We start from the raw sequence: 21,968 nt of genomic DNA, 5'->3' as shown, positions 1-21,968 counted from the left end.
CAATCAACTGTAAGTGATATGTTCGTGACGCCCATCCCGATCCAGGTGCGGCACATGATTGAAACTGTGCAGACTGATATTTTCTGCACTAAAAAATAAACGGCTAACGGCTGTGTTTTGGATTTGCATATTGAGATTGGCGACGGTGGAAATTGAGCCACCCAATATTTGCGTCAACATCATGGCAATGGCACCGCCCGAACTAACAACCAGGGTTCGGCTGCCTTTGGGGCTATCGCAAATGTTTTTAAGCGCATCTGCAATTCTGGCTTCAAAATGCGACCAGGTTTCCGGTGGACTGATCTCACCGGCGGCCCAAGCCAGCATCCCCTGCTTCAGGAATCGATAAAAATCGGCGCGACTGGCACCTGCTCCCGGTGCCCGATCCGGGTATAGCTCGCTGTAATGCTTGGCAACTGCTAGAAAATCAAATTCATTAAGCTGGGGGAGTACACTGCGGGTATTTTCACTGGGGAGTTCCAGCCCCTCGCAAATACCGTCCAAAGTTTGCCGATGCCGGGTTAGGTTGCCACACAGCAGCCGGTCGAAACGAATACCCTTATCCCGCCAGTATTCACCCAACCAGCGCGACTGTTGCCAGCCGGTATCGGAGAGATTGTCATAGTCATCAGCCTCAAATGAAGCCTGTCCGTGACGTACCAGAATAAATTCAGCCACCTACTTCCCTCCCCTTTTGATCTCCCCAACCCTATCTCCAGCATTTGAATCATCAAAGTTTATTATGCGAATATTGAATCATTCATGAGAGTGATGATGGTGACAGCAATGCAATTACAGCGGATCGACATGAACCTCTTTCCCGTGCTGGAGGCGATATACACAACCCGAAACCTGACTCGTGCCGCTGAGCAACTGCATATCACCCAGCCGGCTGTCAGTAATGCCCTGGCGCGACTTCGCCGTACGTTAGACGACCCACTATTCACTCGCAGCCCCACCGGTATGGCACCGACGCCACTGACTGAGAGCATTATGCCGAAGGTCCAGGAAGCTCTTTCTCTACTGGGGGCAAGCCTTAGCGAGCAGCGTCATTTTGTGCCACAGGAAGCCAGAAAAACCTTGCGCCTCTCCATGAACGATATGGCGGAGACTTTCCTTTTACCCAGGCTGCTGGAAGTGCTGGAGCAGGAGGCCCCAGGTATTGCTGTCGAGTCTTTCCAGGTCCCAAGGGAGCAGCTGGTCAAGGAACTGGCCGCCAACACCCTGGACTTTGCCCTGGATGTTCCCGTACCCACTTCCCCACAGGTAAAACAACAGCGACTGATGAACGATCGCTACCTGTGTATGTTGCGCCAGGATCACCCCTTGGCGGATTCCGCCAGCCTTACCCTGGAACAGTACCTGAAGCTGGAACATATCCATGTCTCCAGCCGTCGGAGTGGTCCTGGCCTGGAAGATATTGCCCTGAACAAGTTAGGGCGCCGTCGCAATGTGAAATTGAGGGTCCAGCACTACCGGGTCGCACCGTTAGTGGTATTGAGAACCGACCTGGCACTGACAGTCCCCGCCAGCCTGGCGCGACAGTACTCAGCCCGATTGTTTGAGCTTCCGTTTCAAATACCGCAAATGGACTGGCACCTGCTGTGGCATAAAAATCAACACGACGATCCCGCCAATCAATGGCTGCGAAACAAGTTGGTAAGCTTGGTAGAGGAGTAAATGAGCCTCTGTATACGTCGAGACAGGGAACCCTTAAAAAACACTTTATTTATAGATGAGAATGGGACGCATCAAGGTTAGATGGGGCCCGTAATTGATCACTGAATTCGACCGGTTAAGTCACTGTTTCACAGTGGGCCGTCTTGTTATCCTGCTGGGCAACGATATGCACTTTTTTGCATATACATAAATGAACCCTAAAGGTTACAAGAAGAGAAATTTGCCATGTCCCAAGCCTACCCTAATATGCTTGCCCCCCTGGACCTGGGCTTCACCACCCTGAAAAACCGGGTGCTGATGGGCTCCATGCACACCAACCTGGAAGAACACCCCAATGGCTTCACCCGTTTGGCGGCCTTTTTTGCCGAACGTGCCCGCGGTGGCGTTGGCCTGATTGTAACCGGTGGTATTGCCCCGAACGAAGAGAGTGGCGTATTCCAGGGCGCTTCGAAGATGACCACTTCGGAAGAAGCCCAGCAGCACCGCGAAGTCACCGATGCTGTTCACGCTGAGGGCGGCAAGATCTGTATGCAGATCCTGCACACCGGCCGCTACGCCTACAACGAAAACCTGATCGCACCCTCTCCCATCCAGGCGCCGATCAACCCCTTCACCCCGCGCGAATTGACCAGCGAGGAAATCGAAGGCCAGATCGATGACTATGTACGCTGCGCCACCCTGGCTCGCGAAGCCGGCTATGACGGTGTGGAGATCATGGGCTCCGAGGGTTACTTTATTAACCAGTTCATCGTGAAACGCACCAACAAGCGTACCGATGAATGGGGCGGCTCCTTCGAAAACCGTATCCGCCTGCCGATCGAAGTTGTGCGCCGCGTACGGGAAGCCGTCGGTGAGAACTTTATTATTATTTACCGCCTGTCCATGTTGGACCTGGTAGAAGATGGCAGTGACTTCGATGAAGTAGTGGCTCTGGGCCAGGCTATCGAAAAAGCTGGCGCCACAATTATCAATACCGGCATCGGCTGGCACGAAGCGCGCGTTCCCACTATTGCCACCAGTGTTCCCCGCGCGGCATTTACCGATATCACCGCCAAGGTGAAAAAGCACCTGTCTATCCCGGTAGTCGCCAGTAACCGTATCAATGTGCCGGAAGTCGCCGAAGAAGTTCTGTCCTCCGGCCAGGCTGACATGATTTCCATGGCACGCCCCTTCCTGGCAGACTCTGAGTTCGTCAACAAAGCCGCCGAAGGCCGCGCCGACGAGATCAACACTTGCATTGGCTGTAACCAAGCGTGTCTGGACCACACTTTCCAGCTGAAACTGACCTCCTGCCTGGTAAACCCCCGCGCTTGTCACGAAACCGAATTGAACTACCTGCCTACCGACAACGTGAAAAAGGTAGCTGTAATCGGCGCCGGCCCTGCGGGCATGGCCGCATCTACCGTTGCCGCAGAGCGTGGACACGAAGTAACCCTGTTCGAAGGCAGCGATAAGATTGGTGGCCAGTTCAATATCGCCAAGCAGATCCCCGGCAAGGCAGAATTCCAGGAAACCCTGCGCTACTTTAAGCGCCGCCTGGAAGTCACCGGTGTTGAAGTAAAACTTAATACCATCGCCACAGCGGAAGATCTGCAATCTTTTGATGAAGTGATTATTGCTACCGGTATCGAGCCGCGCACTCCACCGATCCCCGGCATTGAGAGCGATAAAGTCCTGGGTTACCTGGATGTACTGAAGCACAAGAAGCCGGTTGGCGAGAAGGTTGCCATTATCGGAGCCGGCGGTATCGGCTTTGATGTAGCGGAGTACCTAACCCACGATGGGCCCCACTCCACAGAAGATGAAGTGGTCGCCAGCGATAAGGAAGAGTTCTTCAATGAATGGGGTGTCGATATTGCCCTGGAGAATCGCTCCGGCCTGAAGCCACGCGAAGCAGTAAGCTCTCCGCGCCAGGTATATTTGTTGCAACGCAAAACCACCAAAGTGGGTGCAGGCCTGGGTAAAACCACCGGCTGGATTCATCGCGGAAGCTTGCAGCATCGCAAGGTAGAGATGATTGCCGGTGCCCTTTACGACAAAATTGACGATAAAGGCCTGCATATCCGCGTTGGTGAAGAGGAAAAGGTACTGGAAGTCGACAATATTATTGTCTGCGCCGGTCAGGAGCCTGCACGCAAGCTATACGAAGCTCTGCAAGAACGCGGCGTAACCACCCATCTGATTGGTGGCGCTGATGAAGCCGCAGAACTCGATGCCAAGCGCGCTATCGACCAGGGCTCACGTCTCGCTGCCGAGATCTAATTTCCCGGCGATCACAAAATAAAATACCCCCGTTGACCAGAGTTGGCGGGGGTATTTTTTTGCCCTTAAATTCTGTATCCCGTGCTAGGAGACATTGGCGACTCGATCCGCGACTACCGTTCCCTCAGGCTCAGGCCACTCAGGGCGAGACAGATACTCGGTAAGGCGATAGAGCACGAACACAACTCCACATAACGCCACTAACAAGCCGTATAAGGCCGGGCCACTCCACCATTGAATAATCACTCCACCAATTAATGGCGCCATCGACCAGCCAATGGCATAAAAGGAAGAGGCCCCAAAATAGGTACCGCGTAAATGGGATGGTGCCAGCCGGTCAATTTGAATGCTCATGGTTGGAAACAAAATTGCCTCAGCCAGACTCAAAATAAAAGTCGCTCCGAGCCAACCCCAAAACCAATCTACCGGATTTAGGGCATACCAAATCTGGGAGATCGACAAAATACCCAACCCAATCACAATACGGGTGTTAATGGCCAGCGGCCCCATTAACTTCATAATGGGAAACTGCAGTAATACTATCGTCGACGCATTAACAAAGATCATGCTGGATATCAGCTCTACCAATCCCGGCGCTTCAGCGCGGGTGAGGTATTGCACCAAGCTTGAATCCATATGCGCGTAGATAAACAGCGTTAAAATATTCGCAATAATCACCACCAGAAATACCTGATCACGGCGCAATACCGAGAGCGTATTTCCCAGAGATACGCCCGCATCCCTTTGCTTACTCGCTAAACGCCCGCTCTCGGTTCTGGCAAAACCCCAAACAAAGGCCAGGGCTAAGAGTAAGTAGCTGATAGAGGTGAGCCCAAAAGTGGATTGCTGCGCACTCAAACCAGCCCAGACACCCACAATCGGCCCCAGCGCGGCCCCCACATTAATCAGGAAGTAGCGGAATTGCAGCGCCAATTCACGGCTGGCTTGATCGTCAATTAAGTCGCCTATCAGCGCACTCGCCGGCGGCTCCCACACCGCGCGACCAATAGCACACAGGGTCATCGCACAGATAAATCCTACCAAGGTTTGCGTCACAGCCAACAAGGCAAAGGAAAAAATACTCACAATGCAGCCGAGCAACAGCATATTGCGACGCCCATAGCGATCCGATAGCGCACCGGTAAAGAAGCCCAACACAGCAGCACCAACGGCAGATGCACTTAAGATCAAACCAATTTCAGCCGCGCCGAGGTGAAACTTTTCAAATAGAAGGATGGCCAGGAAAGGCCAGACCATAAAATAAGTTCCGCGGCTAAAAAAACTGCCAATTAAAATAATCCAAACTAACGGAGGGAAGCTCCTCAAGCTTCTCCACCACTTCCCATTCATGGTTACTACTCCAATAGATTCACTGCCAACAATTCGATAGAGGCACCTGTCCTGTATGGTTTAAGTTGACTGGTTCCAGATAAAAGAATGGCGCTAAGGCCACTCGGCGAGTCCCCGCAAGATATTGGTACAAATACAAACCCGGAAGGTTCTCTCACTATTCGGCCAAGGTGCCCATCTTTCGGGGGAGGGCAAGCAGCCTACCTCAGAAAATTAAGAGGCAGACAAAGAAGAGTTTCAGTAAGCAAGATGAATTTGAGACAAACAACCTATATTTACCGACAAAAAAACCCGAGATGATAAGATCCCGGGTTTCCTTCTTGGCAGAAAATGCTCCTGCCCTACGGCTAAACCTTGGTATTAATCCACACTGTTAATTACAGGTTAATAGAGAATGATCTGAGCGAGTTGCACAACAATCATTCTGAATACGGTTACCCAATACTATCCGACAAGATTTGTTTTGAAAACCCAAATTGACAGATAAAACAAAAAAAATATTTGCCACACCACCACCCCAGTACAAACCACTAAAAGCAGAATCTTCCCCCCCGTCTATACTCGTTCAGGAAAAGCACCCGAGCCGACCAGCAGAAAAAATACTGCCAAGCTTTTTTAATAGAGAGATAAGTCGCGACATGTCCCTATCCAACATGCTCGTTCAAGTGCGTGCTCAGGTTGAGCAGGCACTGGGTAAGCAACGCCCCCCCTATACCTTGTTTTTTTCAATTAGTGATGCCAAGCATCGCGCCATCGTGAAGCATAAAACGGCGGCGGATATTTCGGAAGCCTGGCAAGCCTTAGCAAAGACAATCCAAAGGGCAGCAAAGTCGCACAAGATGGAACCCTGTTGGTTACGTGTCGATTGGGTCACCCAAAAAAGCACAATGACATTTGCAGGCTTGGAAGAAATCCTTAAAGACACCAAGAGGTCGTATTTCCGCTATGGCCTCGCACTTGATATGGACTGCGAAATAGCATTCCTGGAGCAAGAGCTAAATGCTAATGCCATGCTCTATGGCGGAAATCAGATTGATCATGTCATTATTAATGAGAACAATTTTCTTGCCTACGCTAAGCAAAGATTCGGTATAAATACCGAGCTGGATTTTTCAGAAGAAAAGACTGTGCTTCTGCTTTCAACTCAGGGAGTTTTCTGTGAATCCAAGCGTCAGCCCGTTTGCCTCTACGGACCCGGTTTAGATGCCGGCCGACGTGTCATAGAAAAATTAGATACTAATACTGTCTCTGAATTGATTAGAAACAGCAGTAACTACTTAAGCTCTCAAGTCAAAAAGAATGGCTCCTTCCACTATGGTTGGCACGCCTGTTTCGACCGGAAGATCGACACCTATAACAACTTACGACATGCCAGTAGTACTTATTCGATGATTGAAGCCTGGGAGGTTACTGGCGACAAAGCTCTAATGAGCTCCATACATCGATCACTGGAACACCTTACAACAGAGCTAATTCAGACCGCCACCCTCCCCTCAGGTGCTGAGGGAGCTTTTTTGGTAGAGGCAAATAATGAAATAAAACTAGGGGGCAACGCAGTATCACTGTTAGCCCTGGTAAAGTACTCTGAGGCAACGAAAACCGACAAGTATTCCAAACTGATGGAGCAATTAGCACTTGGGATAGAGTATATGCAGGACTCAATCACCGGGCAGTTCTCCCATGTTCTTGAATATCCAGACCTTCAAGTTAAAGATAAACATAGGGTCATCTATTACGACGGTGAAGCTGCCTTTGGCTTGATGCGCCTCTATGGCTTTACTAAAGATTCACGCTGGCTAAATTTGGTTGAAAAGGCATTTGATTATTTCATTCAAGCCAATCACTGGCGCGCCCACGATCATTGGTTAAGCTACTGCGTTAATGAACTAACCCTTTATCGCCCCGAAGAGAAGTACTACCAGTTCGGTATTCGAAACTTCGCCAGCTATTTGGATTTTGTGGAGAATAGGATAACCACATTCCCTACTCTGCTTGAATTGATGATGGCAGCTGAAAAGATGGTAACTCGCTTGGGCAAAGAGCCCGAGTTCCAATATTTACTTGACCAGGTAGACCTAAAACACTTTTACAGGGCACTACATAAGCGTGCGATGTACCTTCTAAATGGGTATTTCTGGCCTGAATTCGCCATGTATTTCAAGAATCCCAAACGTATATTGGGAAGCTTCTTTATCCGGCACCATGCCTTCAGAATCCGTATTGATGATGTCGAGCACTATCTATCTGGTTTTGTCGCTTATCGAAAGTACCTGCTTACGCCCAAAAATGCACCCGAGGATATTGATGAGGCATACCAAGAGATGACCGTCGAGCCAACTGCCGACTCCCACAAGTCACTACCAGTGCTCGCTTGGGGAGGAGATGTTAACTTAGCCCGGAGGCAGCATTACCGTACGGCCCAATTTGGCACCGAAAAAGTACTCGGCACAGTCATTGCTTTAAAAAATGCAGATATAAGCGTCGTTAACTTAGAGTGTGTAGTCGGAACTGAGGGTGAGCAAGGGATCAGTAAAGGCGAATCGTCCCCATACTATTACCGAGCCCGGCCCGAAATGCTTTCGGTATTAATGGAAGCCGGTATTGATGTTGTTGTCACTGCAAACAATCACAGTGGAGACTATGGCACTGCTGCGTTAATGGAACAGCAGTATTGGCTCAACGAAACCGGTATCGGGCACACAGGCTCAGGCATCAATATCGAAGAAGCTCTGGCCCCAGTATATCGCCCAGCAGGCCGACTTAATGTAGCCATTTTTTCTCTTGATGCTACACAACCCCGATTTGCAGCAGGTCCAAATACTCCCGGATGTGCACACTTGCCACTAACCATGCCCAGTCTCTGGTTCGACAATTTGAAACCTCGAATTGAGGCCGCGCGAGAGAAAGCTCATATAGTGCTTGTCGCTGTCCACTGGGGAGGCAACAGAGAACCCGAGCCCAGCGAAGATGAAATCGCTATTGGACATGCCATTATCGATGCTGGGGCAGATTGTATTTTGGGTACCAGTGCGCATAACCTACAAGGTATTGAAGTCTATAAGAATCGGCCAATTATCCATGATGCTGGGGATCTATTATTTGATGCAGTTCGGCGAAGTTTGGCAGATAGCGGAGTCTTTCGGCTTTACTTAAGTGAAAAAGGAATAGAAAAGGTTGTCTTTGTACCTGTAGGTGTCGGATTTGGCTTTAGCAAGCAGTTGAGTGGAGATAGCGCAAAAGAGCTTACCCAACGATTTTCCAAATCCTGTTCAGCTCTGGGAACAAACCTAGTACCGAATTCAGATGGTAGCGGAACAATTTTGCTTTCGCCTCCAGATAGAAAATACCGTAAATTACCACATCTCTTTAAAACCCATTACAAGCGGGACCCGATTAAGCAGCAGCGTCCATTGAGTCCAAACTGGACAGTAGATCAAGTACCCCTGGATGCACAGATCCCTCCGCTTGAATGCGGACCGCTTAAATTATTAGGTGTCAGGTTTTATCCCCGTGAAATAAAAACTCGCCAGATGCTGTGGGTAGAATCCTTCTGGACTACTGACGAGAAAGTACAGGAAGATTTTCGCCTGGACTTTCGAGCTATCCCTATCAAGGAAACATCTATGCCTTATTGGGGAAAATCGATGGACCATGATCCCTGTGATTGGCAGGTACCCACCACAAAATGGCAGCCGGGGGTAATCTACCGAGACCTGTATGGAATAAGAGCACCGGCCAAGAATGAACTTCAACCTGTACATTTACATTTAGCCGTAGGCCTAATTTCAAACACCACCCAGATTAAACCCATACTCGTAGGGGGAATGATTACCCAACTGAATCTACTGGGGAAGAAGCCCTCCACACGTCCCAGAGTCCCCAATTATATGACCGAGTTCCCATCGGTTATTTATCAACATCATCCAGGTCAAACTTGGAACGAAGAACAAATTAATGCAATTGCAGGCGGCAGATGGTTGGTCCCTCCCCCAAAGGGATGGTTTGTCCGAAGCGTAATCTCAGGGAGTAGCTTTATAGAGGAGTCTCTTGACCCTATTCTATTCGTTGCACACACTAACCTTGATCGAGCTTACCATGAACAAAGCTCAAAAAAGCCAACCAAATTTTGGGATTTCCACCAGAAACTCCCTTCTTTTGCCGATCAAATTGCCGGAGTAATTGTATCCAAACCCGTTGCTGGACTTCCAAAAGATCTCCCTGTACTCCAAGTAAAAGACCCAATCAAAGTTATTGTCGAATTAGGTTTAGCGGCAAGGGAGCGATTTACTGGTGATGTAATAGCGATTACTGGCACTGCGGGGAAGTCAACAACACTCAAGATGATTACCCAAATGCTGGGAACAAGAGAAAAAATACTTTCCAGTATGGGGAACTATAACTCTCGCGTAGGTGCGCCGTCGATGATGGCTAGCCTGAATCAAGATCATGAAGTCGCAGTTATAGAAGTTGCTCAAAGTGCCCTATGGATGAAACGTGGCCCTATTACACATCAAGTAAAACCCACTATTGCCTTAATAACCGAAATTGGAATGTCTCAAACTAGTCACCACGTAAAATGTGTCGAAGATACTGCTCGTTGGAAGTCACGAATTTATGATGGTCTTACTGGCTCCGCTATCGCTATTGCTGGAGAGCATCTAAAGTGCTTTGACTATGTATTGAAGAAAGCCAAGAAACATGCAAAGCGAATCATCATCTTTGGGGAAAGTCCTAATGCTGAAGTTCGTATTCTGGGAGTACGTACCGATGAATCTGGTAGCTGGGTCCAACTGAAATTCCCTAAGAGGGAATTGGAACTTCGCGTTCCTGCTCCAAGTATCGGTATGCTACACAATGCTGTAGCCTCCATTTGCGCAGTCTATGCCTTGGGCAGAGATATCGATGCAGCGGCATTAAAACTACAAGAACTACAGTTAGATGACAGCCACCTACAGCGCACCCGCATAAAAGTACATGGGAAATCCATTAGTCTGATCGATGATAGTTGGAATGCTACGGTTAGCTCAATGCTTAATGCTTTTTCCGTATTTGCACAAACTGAAACTCAAGATAAAGGAAGAAAGATTGCCGTTCTAGGCCGAATCGTGCATCTAGGCGAAAAAGCCAAGGAACTTCATGAGAGCCTTGCTGGACCTCTTATTCAAAGCCAGGTAAATTGGGTAATAACCCATGGCGAGGAGATGGAGTATCTTCGCAAGGTGCTACCTGATGAATTATTGGGCCCTCACTTTTCCGAAGCTCCCGCCTTGGTAAGTTATCTAACAGACTTTTGTCAGGATTCAGACCTTATCCTTTTAAAAGGCTCAAGGCGGGATTCAGATTTTGGCTCTATTCCTGCACTGCTAGATAAACTCCAAAAAACAGGGCAGACCTTGAAAACAGAATAAAATTCAGTCTACAAAATATATCAGAACAAGTAGTCGCTATTGTAAGCTCCACTCAATAGCGACCTTTGTTTGGTCTACATTTCCCCTAAATTCTTTAGGCCACAAATTGGACCACACCCAAGTAAAATCGCGGGTAAGGGTAATTTTACTGAGCTGTCCTCTACCAAATCCATATCCAAATCGAGACTCCTGAGCCAAATTAGGATCTACCGGCATCCAGCGTCCATTCATATAGACCTCAGCAGCATGATGATTGGGTTGTTTAAATTGCTTTCTTTTGGTAAAAAGAAACTCAGACGTGATCCTTGCTGGATAGCCCATTGAACGGGCCAAAGCAACAAAGAGAGCTGCATACTCTGTACAATCGCCCTTTCTTGACTCGAGTGCCGCAAGTGCGCCTTTTGTCGGTTGGATTTTATATTCGATAACAGCTTGAGGTAAGAGAAATGCAGCTCGCAATCGCCCCTCTTCATCAGAAAACGTATTCTGAATTTCCAAGGACAATTTTTTTATTGCCAAAGCATCTGATTCAATATATTTTGCTGGCTGAAGATATTTTTTAGCCGGATAAGGCTCACGACCTCGAGAAATTTTGGCATAATCATAAGAACTCAACAAAAGGTCAAAATGAAATTTTCGCTTAACGACCTTTCCTGCAGGTATGTCTAGCCTTACTTCTAAATACTTGGAATCTCCCTTCTTATGATCCTTGATAACTAAATTTTCAGGGTATTCGTATCTTATCTCTTTTAATGACTGCTGCAATCCAGTTTCAACTGGCATCGACAATCTGTGAATATACCCTATGACATCACGTTCAGAGTGATTTTCTATAGTAACTTCTGCGGACAAGGTAACCTTCTTGCTATCAGCTACTGCACCGCGCCAAAGACCAAAAAGGCCGAGAAAAATACAAAACACCGAAAACGCGATTTTGCTACCAAGCATCAATTCCCACCGCTATCTCTCTCGCAAAGCTTCACTTGCTCTGTTAATCGGCTTTAACAGATAATCAAAGATGGTTTTTGATCCTGTTTTGATATCCACCGTAGCAATCATCCCAGGCACAATTGGGAATTTCTTTCCAACTTTATTTATCAAGGAATCTTTTTCAGTTAGGATAAAAACCCGATAATAATACTCCCCTGGTGTAAATTCATCTTGTATTGTATCTGGAGATATAGTCGTAACCTCACCATCTAAGCCTCCATATACTGCATACTCATAAGCTGTTATTTTTACCTTGGCAGCCTGTCCAGGACGGATAAATGCCACATCTCTAGGTGATATTTTTGCCTCAATTAAGAGCTGATCGTCCAGAGGAACTATCTCCATTAATTTTCCATTGGGTGGCACAACTCCGCCTATTGTTGTAACTTCAATAGCCTTAACGATACCCCTCACAGGAGATCGATGAGTCAACCGGGTCAAGGAGTCAGACCGCCCCTCTTTTACGGAAGAAAGTGACTCAACTTCTGCTCTAACATTGGCAAGCTCTTCTCGAGCCTTGACCATATAATCGGACTTGATTTCCAGAATTTTGGTTTCCAGCTCTGACTTCTGCCGTTGCAGACGCAACACATCGACACTACTAGCCGCCCCGGAATCAAGTAAAGAAGTTGTGATAGTTAGCTCCTTGTTAACCAACTCTAATGTTTCTTTTGAACCACGAAGGGATTCCGCCAGACCTCGCTGTCTTATATCAAATAACTTCTTTTCTGTAGCAATAAGTTCGGTGAACTCTGAAAGTTCTTCCGGGAATTTTATTGGTATTCCATTTACTTCGGCATTCAGGCGGGAAACGCTTGCAAGAGCAGCTCTATATCTTGCTGAAATTTCATCTACATTTGAGCGAAGCTTTGTCGGATCCAGTTGTGCTAACACCTCTCCTTTCTCGACAATATCTCCCTCAGATACTTTTAAATCAGCAAGTATGCCCCCCTCCAAAGACTGAATAATTTGTGAACGTGAAGTTGGCACTACTTTTCCACTACCCGATGACACTTCATCCACTTTAGCGAGATATGACCAAGTCACTGACGCTGCAAGAAGTAGGAAAAATACCCAAACAATTCTTCCAGAACGAACCAGAGATGCATCATCAACATCATCGCCATACTGCTTTTCGTCATTTTGAGAGTCTATATCTAGGAGGGCAACGCGTTTTGGTTCTCGCCGAGGGTGTGATAGCAAATCGTGACCATCTGCGTTTGACATGGCTACCTCGCCAATATTTGTCTATGAAACCTTCTCACCCTGTTGGGTATCTTTGCCTTTTTGTCGTGACAATATGGAAATCGCCTTATCTTTGGGCTCATCTAAAGCAACTCTGCCGCTATCTAAAACTATTACTCGATCCACAAAATGTAGAATACTTGTTCTATGAGTGGCGACTACAACTGTGCGCTCAGCACTCCACTGTGAAAGAGCATGAATAAACCGCTTCTCAGTAGCTTCATCCAGGGCTGACGTAGGTTCATCTAACAAAAGAACATTTGGTTGGCGTAGAAGCAGGCGGGCTAAAAGCAGAGATTGCTTTTGTCCTCCAGAAAGTCCAAAACCTCCTTCCTGGATCAAGCATCCCAACCCTTTTGGAAGCTTGTTAACAAAAGCCTTGGCACCAGTCATATCAAGCGCCCACATAATTTCCTCATCACTGGCATATGGGGCGCCGAGCACCAAGTTTTCATAAATAGTGCCATGGAAAAGGCCAGTTTTCTGACTAAGCAGGGAAACATCACGTCTGACATCAGCAGGATCTATATGGGCAAGGCTCACATCATCAAGCCGCAACTGCCCCCTGGCAGGCTCGATGTATCCCGATAAAGCATGTAAAAAGGTTGACTTCCCTGACCCATTTCTGCCCAGGATCGCAATTCGCTCACCTTGATGTATTTTTAAGTCGGAAATAACCAGTGCCGGTTCAGCAGCACTATCTCCGTAGTTATATACCGTTTGCTGAAAGTGATAATTGCCCTGGATAACTGATTTTTGTACTTTTTTTTCATTCTCAGGATTGTCAACTGGCAGCTGCATAATTTGATCAATACCCTGCATCGCAATCCTAGCCTGCTGCCACCGACTAAGAACTTGGGTTATATTTGCCATTGGCGCCATCATTCTGGAGCCCAGAATCGAGGCTGCTACCAAGGCACCGGTCGTCATACCCCCTTCCATTACCATCGGCGCCCCAAAAAGAACAACAACAGCAAAAACCGATGATTGAACATTGTGTGTCCAACTCAGTAACAGCCCTACCAAATACCGCAATTTAAGACTGGATTCGGCGGTAATTGCATTGAAGTGATTCCACTGCCCTTGAAATCTCTGCTCTGCCTGCATTGCTTTTATATCTTCAAGTCCCTGCACTGTCTCAATTAGCATGGCATTGCGCAGAGCCCCCTCTCTGATTGATTCTTTGGAGAGAGTCGCCAATTTTGGCTGAAGTAGCAAACCAGGAATTATCAGTAGGAAGACTGCTACCAAAGGAATTAATGCCAGGCTTCCTGCAATCCACCACATAACAAACAGAAAAAGTATAAAAAATGGAAGGTCCGCGAGTGCCAGTATTGTCGAGGACGTAAACAACTCTCTTATTCTTTCAAGATCTCTAATTTGTGAAATAAAGGTCCCTGTAGACTTTGGCCTTGCCTGATCTTTGACCCGTATGGCATGGCCAAAGACTAAATCTGACATACGAATATCCGCACGTTTTCCCAACAGATCCGTTACTCTGACCCGCATGGTTCTCATAATGAAATCAAAAACAATGGCAACTACAACACCACTAAAAAGGACATAAAGTGTTGGCAATGATTCGGCGGGAATCACTCGATCATAGACTTGCTTGGAAAAAATGATGCCTGCTAATGCCAATGAATTAGCGATTGTAGTAGCAATCATCACATGAAAGTAGGGTTTTAAGTCCCGTAATATAATACGTCGAAACCAATGTTTATCGTGGGGCTTAATATACTCATCAATTCTAGAATCAGTCGCTGTACGTCTAGGCCGGAATATTGCCAAACTTAAAATTTGACTCTTCAACTCACACAGAGGCACACTCGTTTTTAGGCCTTTATCGCCACAGTAGGTAACACTCAGTTGCTCTTGCTTGGATACAGAATCGATGACAATCAACTGTCCATCTATCGTTTGTGCTACAACAGGCAATCTCCAAGAATTAATCGCAGACTCTGTGAATGGGCAAAATTTAACCGTTAAGCCTGCTTGCCGCGACATCTGACGAATAACACCTTCTACCGAATCACAGCCCCCCCAATTTCCCGCTATTCGCACTCTCTCGGCCGAACAGTCGATACGATAATATCGTGCAATGGCAATAATTGCCTCACACCATGGATCAAAGTCAGATACCATATTGGAGGTATCTAAAGATGAACCCTCACCATCATTAGTACTTTCAATTTGGTTATTATTCAAGGCAACACCTCCACGCCCTGAATTTGAATACCTTCTAGCTTGAAGGCTTCACGCATACCGCCACGACTATGTAAGCAGTCAATTTTTAATAAATGCAAATCAAAAATCGTATTATTTTTTTCCAGGCGGGCAAGGTGTAATTCCTGCTCTGAATTGAGCAAATCAATTAAAGTTCTTGTTCCCAAGGTGGAGTATTGCTGCTTATAGAGATCCCTTGTTTCTGCAATTGCACTTTCCCTGGCACTAAGCGCCCCCAAACTTCGCATTAACCCTTCTGCCTCCTCTTGTGCCTCCCGATACTTTTGGGTTGCTGACAGCTGAGCTGAATCCCGAGCAGCATCCGCTGACTGTAAAGCATAATTAGCGCCTTCTCGACCAGCAGCTATTTTTCCGCCTTGGTATATAGGCATGGAAACATTTAGGAAGATGGCTTTTTCATTTTCATTGAGGGCGTTGGCATCTACATAGTTTTGATCCAAATATTGATTTACATTACCGTCCAAAGTGAATGTCGGCCAAGTGTTTGCTTTTGCCAACTTTAGTTTCGCTTCTGCCTCAGCTCTATCTGCTTCGGCAACCAGAACCTCTGGAACAGAGGACAGATTAAACGATTCAACGTCACAAGCTTGGGCGACATCTTCCGGAACATACATAGCAACCCGAAAAGGGGACTGAAAACCTGTTAATTTTTGTAGCGTGCTACGCCATCGACGCAACAGGGCTTCAACCTGTTGCTTGGCGGCGTGCGCAGCATCTACTCTAGACTGAGCTTGTAAAACATCTGAGCGAGAACTCACCCCTCGTTCTTTTCGAATTTGCACAAGTCTGGCAATAGCAGATACACCTTGAACTTGTGCATCAGAAGTAATTAGAAGTGACTGGTAACGTTGAACTTCAATTGCAGCTTTTGCAGTTCTCCTTGCAACTTCATCAATAGATTGGAGAACTTCAGCTTGCGATCTTTGCACCCCTGCTTGGGCAACAGAAACGCTACTGGATACTTTGCCAAAGTCGTAAACCATCTGTGAAACATTCATCTGAAATGCGTGACCATCACCTTCACGCTTATATTCAGAATCATGTCCAGCCACAACACCAGCACTCAACTGCGGGAAATATCCTGACCTTGCGGAACGGACGCCCTGCCTCTGCTGGTAAAGACTACCTATTGCTTCTGCAATTAGGGGGTGCCAACCCACCGCTTGATGCACGACTTCAAGGATATTAAGTTCATTTCGTTTAATTCCCCTTTCATACTCACTAAACGATAACTGCCTAAGTGAATCATTCACTTCGACATCCATTTTACTTGGACTAATTACTTCAGCTGTGGGAGACGAACCAAAGAGGTCAGCTTCAGCAAGGAGAGCCCAAAATGCCAGAGCAAATAGCATTGACATTTTCCATAGTCGTTTAAACACTTCCACTATGTTCACTTTTCACTGATTATTGGAGAGATAAAACACGCACTCACCGCTAGACATCAACGGTTTCGAAGAGTGGCTACGAAAGTCTAGCCAAAAAAAACCGGGCCTTGCGGCCCGGTAAATAAGTTAATGAAAGGCTATCTGATCTAGGTGTCACTCAAGCCATTTTGTTGCCACATATCTCCAACAGGATCTTCAAACGCCGCTGCATTATCTGTCGCTGTCAGGGCATCAGTGCCACCAACCATGCCACTGGAATCTAAGGTCGGGCTCACACCCTCCTCATTTTCACCCGACTCAAATACCTGAGCATCTTCACTCGTTGACTCAAGTAGCTCATCGATTGACAGGTTAGAACCGGCACCCAGCATACCTTCGCCCGCATCTGCAGTAACGTCGATATCGAGGAACCCATCAGATCCAACGGTTGAATCAGAACCGATATTGATGATGGTGATATCAATATCAATGTCGATATCAAGGTTGATATCTATGTCGATATTTATATCGATGTCTACATCTGCATCAGCGTCTGCATCAGCGTCTGCATCAGCGTCTGCATCAGCATCTGCATCAGCGTCTGCATCCGCGTCTGCATCAGCGTCTGCATCAGTGTCAGCGTCTGCATCTCCATCGGGCACCCAAGCGAACAACGCATCGGACGACGTTCCAGCTTCGCTATCGAGAGCTTCTACATCGCTGTCTTGAAGTTCACCAGGCTCTTGCGAATCCGATCCGATATTGATGATGATAATATCAACGTCAATATCAATATTGATGTCGATATCAATATCAATATTTATGTCGATATCGACATCTGCATCCGCATCAGCGTCGGCATCCGCATCAGCGTCGGCATCGGCATCGGCATCCGCATCCGCATCCGCGTCAGCATCAGCATCAGCATCAGCATCAGCATCAGCATCAGCATCAGCATCAGCATCAGCATCAGCGTCAGCATCGGCATCTGCATCTGCATCGGCATCGGCATCGGCATCGGCATCCGCATCGGCATCGGCATCGGCATCAGCATCAGCATCAGCATCAGCATCAGCATCGGCATCGGCATCGGCATCGGCATCGGCATCGGCATCGGCATCGGCATCAGCATCGGCGTCGGCATCCGCATCCGCGTCAGCATCGGCATCGGCATCCGCGTCGGCATCAGCATCAGCATCGGCATCGGCATCCGCGTCGGCATCCGCGTCGGCATCCGCGTCGGCATCCGCGTCGGCATCCCCATCGGGCACCCAAGCGAACAACGCATCAGACGGCGTTCCGGCACCGCTATCGAGAGCTTCTACATCGCTGTCTTGAAGCTCACCAGGCTCTTGAGAATTTGATCCGATATTGATGATGATAATGTCAACGTCAATATCAATATTGATGTCAATATCAATATCAATATTTATGTCGATATCGACATCTGCATCAGCGTCGGCATCCGCATCCGCATCCGCATCTGCGTCGGCATCGGCATCGGCATCGGCATCGGCATCAGCGTCAGCATCAGCGTCAGCGTCTGCATCCGCGTCAGCATCAGCATCAGCATCAGCATCTGCATCTGCATCTGCATCTGCATCTGCATCCGCATCCGCATCCGCATCCGCATCCGCATCGGCATCCGCATCTGCGTCGGCATCCGCGTCGGCATCAGCATCCGCATCGGCATCAGCATCAGCATCAGCATCAGCATCAGCATCAGCATCAGCATCAGCATCAGCATCAGCGTCAGCATCCGCGTCGGCATCCGCATCCGCGTCGGCATCGGCGTCGGCGTCGGCGTCGGCGTCGGCATCAGCATCCGCGTCAGCATCGGCATCCGCATCGGCATCAGCGTCGGCATCTGCGTCAGCATCCGCGTCGGCATCCGCGTCAGCATCGGCATCGGCATCGGCATCGGCATCGGCATCCGCGTCAGCATCCGCGTCGGCGTCGGCATCCGCATCCGCATCCGCATCCGCATCCGCATCCGCATCCGCATCAGCATCAGCATCAGCATCAGCATCAGCGTCAGCGTCTGCATCCGCGTCGGCATCCGCATCAGCATCAGCATCAGCATCAGCATCCGCATCCGCATCCGCATCCGCATCCGCATCCGCATCCGCATCAGCATCAGCATCAGCATCAGCATCCGCATCAGCATCTGCGTCGGCATCCGCGTCGGCATCCGCATCCGCATCGGCATCAGCATCAGCATCAGCGTCGGCATCCGCATCCGCATCGGCATCCGCATCCGCATCTGCGTCGGCATCCGCATCGGCATCCGCATCTGCGTCGGCATCCGCGTCGGCATCCGCGTCGGCATCCGCATCTGCGTCGGCATCCGCATCGGCATCCGCATCGGCATCCGCGTCGGCATCCGCGTCAGCGTCGGCGTCGGCGTCGGCGTCGGCGTCAGCATCAGCATCCGCATCGGCATCCGCATCGGCATCGGCATCGGCATCGGCATCGGCATCTGCGTCGGCATCGGCGTCAGCATCCGCGTCGGCATCCGCATCTGCATCCGCATCTGCATCAGCATCAGCATCAGCATCTGCATCTGCATCTGCGTCAGCATCCGCGTCGGCATCAGCATCGGCATCCGCGTCGGCATCCGCATCAGCATCTGCGTCGGCATCGGCATCGGCATCGGCATCCGCGTCGGCATCGGCATCCGCATCCGCATCCGCATCTGCATCTGCATCTGCATCTGCATCTGCATCTGCATCTGCATCCGCATCCGCATCAGCATCAGCATCAGCATCAGCATCAGCATCAGCATCAGCATCAGCGTCGGCATCCGCATCAGCATCGGCATCTGCGTCGGCATCGGCATCTGCGTCGGCATCTGCGTCAGCATCCGCATCCGCATCAGCGTCAGCATCTGCATCGGCATCGGCATCGGCATCGGCATCAGCGTCGGCATCGGCATCGGCATCGGCATCGGCATCGGCGTCAGCATCCGCATCCGCATCAGCGTCGGCATCGGCATCGGCATCCGCATCCGCATCGGCATCCGCATCCGCATCGGCATCGGCATCGGCATCGGCATCGGCATCGGCGTCAGCATCCGCGTCGGCATCGGCATCCGCATCCGCATCCGCATCCGCATCTGAGTCAGCGTCGGCATCAGAATCAGGAATAAAAAAACGATCGCCGTTATTGTCATCGTCATCACTAGCCGCGACAGCTATAACAACAACTCCAAGGGCAATTAATGCTGGAATCCACCAAGAAAAACCGGGATTGGCCGGCGCTGGTGCGGGATAAGATGCACCACCAGCCGCAGCAAAGGCGGAGATTAAGTCTCCATTAGAAGCTAACATAAGAGGCTCTTCAGCCCCTGTTAGCACTAGCTCACTATGGTCACCTTCTTCATCTAACAGGTAAAACCCTGAAATAATGATGATTTGACCGGACTTTAAAACAATAACAAGGTCTACTCCGTCCTTGGAAAAAGACGCAATATCCTCAGGATCTGCGGGCATTTCGACAAGACCAGGAGAGGTCAAAGATAGCCCCTCCAGTGATCGCTCGTCGATTGAGCCCGTGGATTTGTCAAAGATTTTCGCAATCATGCTCTCACCAACTTCAAACGGTGCAACTTCCTAAATACACAGTTCATGGCCTGAGCTTAAAGACGGAAAATACCCCACTTTGAGCCCATCCGTGACTAGATTCACTAATACATAGCCTTACTAATTTCCCTCCATAAAAAAACAATTACGCCAGTACGTTTTTACGCGCACTACTTTTGTATGGACGTAATTCAAAACGTTTTCAAGGAGGAGTTAGGCAGCGGCAGGAGAAAAACAGTTTTCGTGCTAACTTCAGCAAGATTAGGAAGTTACAAATGACTACAGACCCGGAAATTGGCAGGCACTTAAACAAAAAACCTACCCCCGTTGTTGATACGCCTGCCGGGCCAATCATCGGAACCACAGATGAGGAAACTGGCGTATATAAATTCTTGGGTATTCCCTACGCTCTCCCTCCTGTAGGGAATTTACGTTGGCTACCACCGCAAGAGTTAGACCGCTGGAAAAATCCTTTCCAAGCGCATAGCTTTGGTTCACCAGCAGCGCAAAACTCATCCGCCCTAATGGAAGTTCGAGATCAAAACGGGAATCTTCCTGAAAGGGAGGAATGCCTCTATTTGAATGTATTCTCTCCCGCAATGTCGCAAGGAAAAAAGCTGCCAGTAATGTTTTGGGTTCATGGCGGCTCTTTTTACATGGGATCAGGATGCCAAGAAATTTACAATGGTAAATACTTGGCAGCTAGCGGTCGGACAATTGTTGTCACTATAAACTACCGTTTAGGCGCCCTGGGATTTCTGCGCCTAAAGGATATTAGTGATATACCATCAACCGGCAATGAAGGGCTTTTAGATCAAATAGCCGCCCTACAATGGGTTCGGAAAAATATCTCAGCATTTGGCGGAGATCCAAACAATATCACTCTTTTTGGCGAATCAGCCGGGGCAATGAGTATTGCCTCCTTACTTGAAACTCCACAATGTAAAGGCCTTATACGGCGTGCAATTGTCCAAAGTGGGCACCCAAGAGCCTCTCACTCCCAGCAAAGCGCTAACCATGTTGGTAAGACTTTCATTCAACAATTTGAGAAAACCTCTGGTGGCATCTCACTAAAAAATTGTCCGACCAAACTTCTTCTGAAAACCCAAAAAGCAATACTCTCTGACACGTCTATGACAGCAAAATGGGGGCAACTGCCATTTAAACCTGTCGCAGACAGGGAACTTTTTTCCCCTAAAAAAAAGCTCTCCCCGACACACCAAACATCCCTTTTGTTAGGGAACAATTTGGAGGAATGGAATCTCTTCAGCGCGATAAACCCTGAAAGCTTTAACATGGACTACCGGCAAATATGCACTCATCTCGAATGGCTTATCCCAGAGTCCGAGTTAAAGCCCCTACTCAGACATTACTATCAACTAGCAAAAAAAATGACAGACAATCCCTGGCCAGAGTGGAGTCGAGCCTGGAACCTTTTGCTCACTGATATGGTATTCACCTTGCCTGGGCTGAGACACCTACAAAGTCATCAGGGGGAAAACTATCACTATCACTTTGCACAACCTCTCGCTGCACAGCCTTTACTAGGGGCCTGTCACGCCGTTGAGCTTGGCTATGTATTTGGAACCCATAGCGATCAGTCCTTGAAAACACTATATGGTGCTGAAGAAAACCCCCATTTATTAAGTGCCTCAATGCAACAAGCTTGGCTGAATTTTGCTGAAACAGGGAAACCCGGCAATGATTGGCCAGAGTTTTCAGGAAAACACAGTAAGCGATTTGGCAATCATCCCTCAGCCAGGGCGTTTAACTCACCAGAGCTTCTCAGTTTATGGCAACATATACCCGACGATAGGTTGAATGGTTATCTTTAGGTT

Annotated in this window: 11 protein-coding genes; 4 read left to right on the top strand and 7 right to left on the bottom strand. The window is 48.5% G+C overall.

The window, feature by feature from the left end; all coding sequences use genetic code 11:
- Positions 1-3: 3 nt before the first annotated feature.
- Positions 4-678 carry a histidine phosphatase family protein gene (locus tag ACJJIM_RS04055; RefSeq protein ID WP_444912458.1) on the bottom strand — a complete coding sequence of 225 codons (675 nt, stop codon included), beginning with the start codon at positions 676-678 and terminating at the stop codon, positions 4-6.
- 108 nt (positions 679-786) lie between these two features.
- Between ACJJIM_RS04055 and ACJJIM_RS04050 the strand changes: the two genes are divergently transcribed.
- Together ACJJIM_RS04050 and ACJJIM_RS04045 are read left to right on the top strand one after the other, a co-directional pair.
- Positions 787-1,680 (top strand): LysR family transcriptional regulator, encoded by an 894-nt coding sequence (locus ACJJIM_RS04050; protein ID WP_444912457.1) that lies wholly within the window; start codon positions 787-789, stop codon positions 1,678-1,680.
- 225 nt (positions 1,681-1,905) lie between these two features.
- Positions 1,906-3,942 carry an oxidoreductase gene (locus ACJJIM_RS04045; RefSeq protein WP_413664906.1) on the top strand — a complete coding sequence of 679 codons (2,037 nt, stop codon included), beginning with the start codon at positions 1,906-1,908 and terminating at the stop codon, positions 3,940-3,942.
- Positions 3,943-4,026: 84 nt separating this feature from the next.
- Here ACJJIM_RS04045 and ACJJIM_RS04040 read toward each other — a convergent pair whose 3' ends face one another.
- Positions 4,027-5,292 carry an MDR family MFS transporter gene (locus tag ACJJIM_RS04040; RefSeq protein WP_444912456.1) on the bottom strand — a complete coding sequence of 422 codons (1,266 nt, stop codon included), beginning with the start codon at positions 5,290-5,292 and terminating at the stop codon, positions 4,027-4,029.
- Positions 5,293-5,930: 638 nt separating this feature from the next.
- Here ACJJIM_RS04040 and ACJJIM_RS04035 point away from each other — a divergent pair.
- Positions 5,931-10,700 carry a CapA family protein gene (locus ACJJIM_RS04035; protein ID WP_413664904.1) on the top strand — a complete coding sequence of 1,590 codons (4,770 nt, stop codon included), beginning with the start codon at positions 5,931-5,933 and terminating at the stop codon, positions 10,698-10,700.
- 36 nt (positions 10,701-10,736) lie between these two features.
- On the opposite strand, the gene ACJJIM_RS04030 is transcribed toward ACJJIM_RS04035, so the two are convergent.
- The 5 genes from ACJJIM_RS04030 to ACJJIM_RS04010 form a co-directional block, all read right to left on the bottom strand.
- Positions 10,737-11,648 carry a transglutaminase-like domain-containing protein gene (locus ACJJIM_RS04030; protein WP_444912455.1) on the bottom strand — a complete coding sequence of 304 codons (912 nt, stop codon included), beginning with the start codon at positions 11,646-11,648 and terminating at the stop codon, positions 10,737-10,739.
- A gap of 12 nt (positions 11,649-11,660) precedes the next feature.
- The gene (locus ACJJIM_RS04025) at positions 11,661-12,917 is read right to left on the bottom strand and encodes an HlyD family type I secretion periplasmic adaptor subunit (RefSeq protein WP_413664902.1); all 1,257 of its coding nucleotides are present in this window, start codon (positions 12,915-12,917) and stop codon (positions 11,661-11,663) included.
- A gap of 21 nt (positions 12,918-12,938) precedes the next feature.
- Complete coding sequence (locus ACJJIM_RS04020) at positions 12,939-15,143, bottom strand: type I secretion system permease/ATPase (protein ID WP_444912454.1); 2,205 nt, start codon at positions 15,141-15,143, stop codon at positions 12,939-12,941.
- Positions 15,140-16,570 carry a TolC family outer membrane protein gene (locus ACJJIM_RS04015; RefSeq protein WP_413664901.1) on the bottom strand — a complete coding sequence of 477 codons (1,431 nt, stop codon included), beginning with the start codon at positions 16,568-16,570 and terminating at the stop codon, positions 15,140-15,142. Before ACJJIM_RS04015 ends, ACJJIM_RS04020 begins: the two co-directional genes overlap by 4 nt.
- A 146-nt stretch (positions 16,571-16,716) precedes the next feature.
- Positions 16,717-20,130 (bottom strand): BapA/Bap/LapF family prefix-like domain-containing protein, encoded by a 3,414-nt coding sequence (locus tag ACJJIM_RS04010; RefSeq protein WP_444912453.1) that lies wholly within the window; start codon positions 20,128-20,130, stop codon positions 16,717-16,719.
- A 275-nt stretch (positions 20,131-20,405) separates the two neighbouring features.
- On the opposite strand from ACJJIM_RS04010, the gene ACJJIM_RS04005 reads away from it, so the two are divergent.
- Complete coding sequence (locus tag ACJJIM_RS04005) at positions 20,406-21,965, top strand: carboxylesterase/lipase family protein (RefSeq protein ID WP_444912452.1); 1,560 nt, start codon at positions 20,406-20,408, stop codon at positions 21,963-21,965.
- Positions 21,966-21,968 lie beyond the last annotated feature (3 nt).

It is taken from the genome of Microbulbifer maximicatervae (SeqCode), assembly GCF_052467615.1.
This window is presented reverse-complemented; position numbering and strand designations above follow the sequence as displayed.

Excerpts from the sequence above, each read along its gene's own strand:
- ACJJIM_RS04050 (WP_444912457.1), top strand. The coding sequence starts at position 787 with ATGCAATTACAGCGGATCGACATGAACCTCTTTCCCGTGCTGGAGGCG.
- ACJJIM_RS04045 (WP_413664906.1), top strand. The coding sequence starts at position 1,906 with ATGTCCCAAGCCTACCCTAATATGCTTGCCCCCCTGGACCTGGGCTTC.
- ACJJIM_RS04040 (WP_444912456.1), bottom strand. The coding sequence starts at position 5,292 with ATGAATGGGAAGTGGTGGAGAAGCTTGAGGAGCTTCCCTCCGTTAGTT.
- ACJJIM_RS04035 (WP_413664904.1), top strand. The coding sequence starts at position 5,931 with ATGTCCCTATCCAACATGCTCGTTCAAGTGCGTGCTCAGGTTGAGCAG.
- ACJJIM_RS04030 (WP_444912455.1), bottom strand. The coding sequence starts at position 11,648 with ATGCTTGGTAGCAAAATCGCGTTTTCGGTGTTTTGTATTTTTCTCGGC.
- ACJJIM_RS04025 (WP_413664902.1), bottom strand. The coding sequence starts at position 12,917 with ATGTCAAACGCAGATGGTCACGATTTGCTATCACACCCTCGGCGAGAA.
- ACJJIM_RS04010 (WP_444912453.1), bottom strand. The coding sequence starts at position 20,130 with ATGATTGCGAAAATCTTTGACAAATCCACGGGCTCAATCGACGAGCGA.
- ACJJIM_RS04005 (WP_444912452.1), top strand. The coding sequence starts at position 20,406 with ATGACTACAGACCCGGAAATTGGCAGGCACTTAAACAAAAAACCTACC.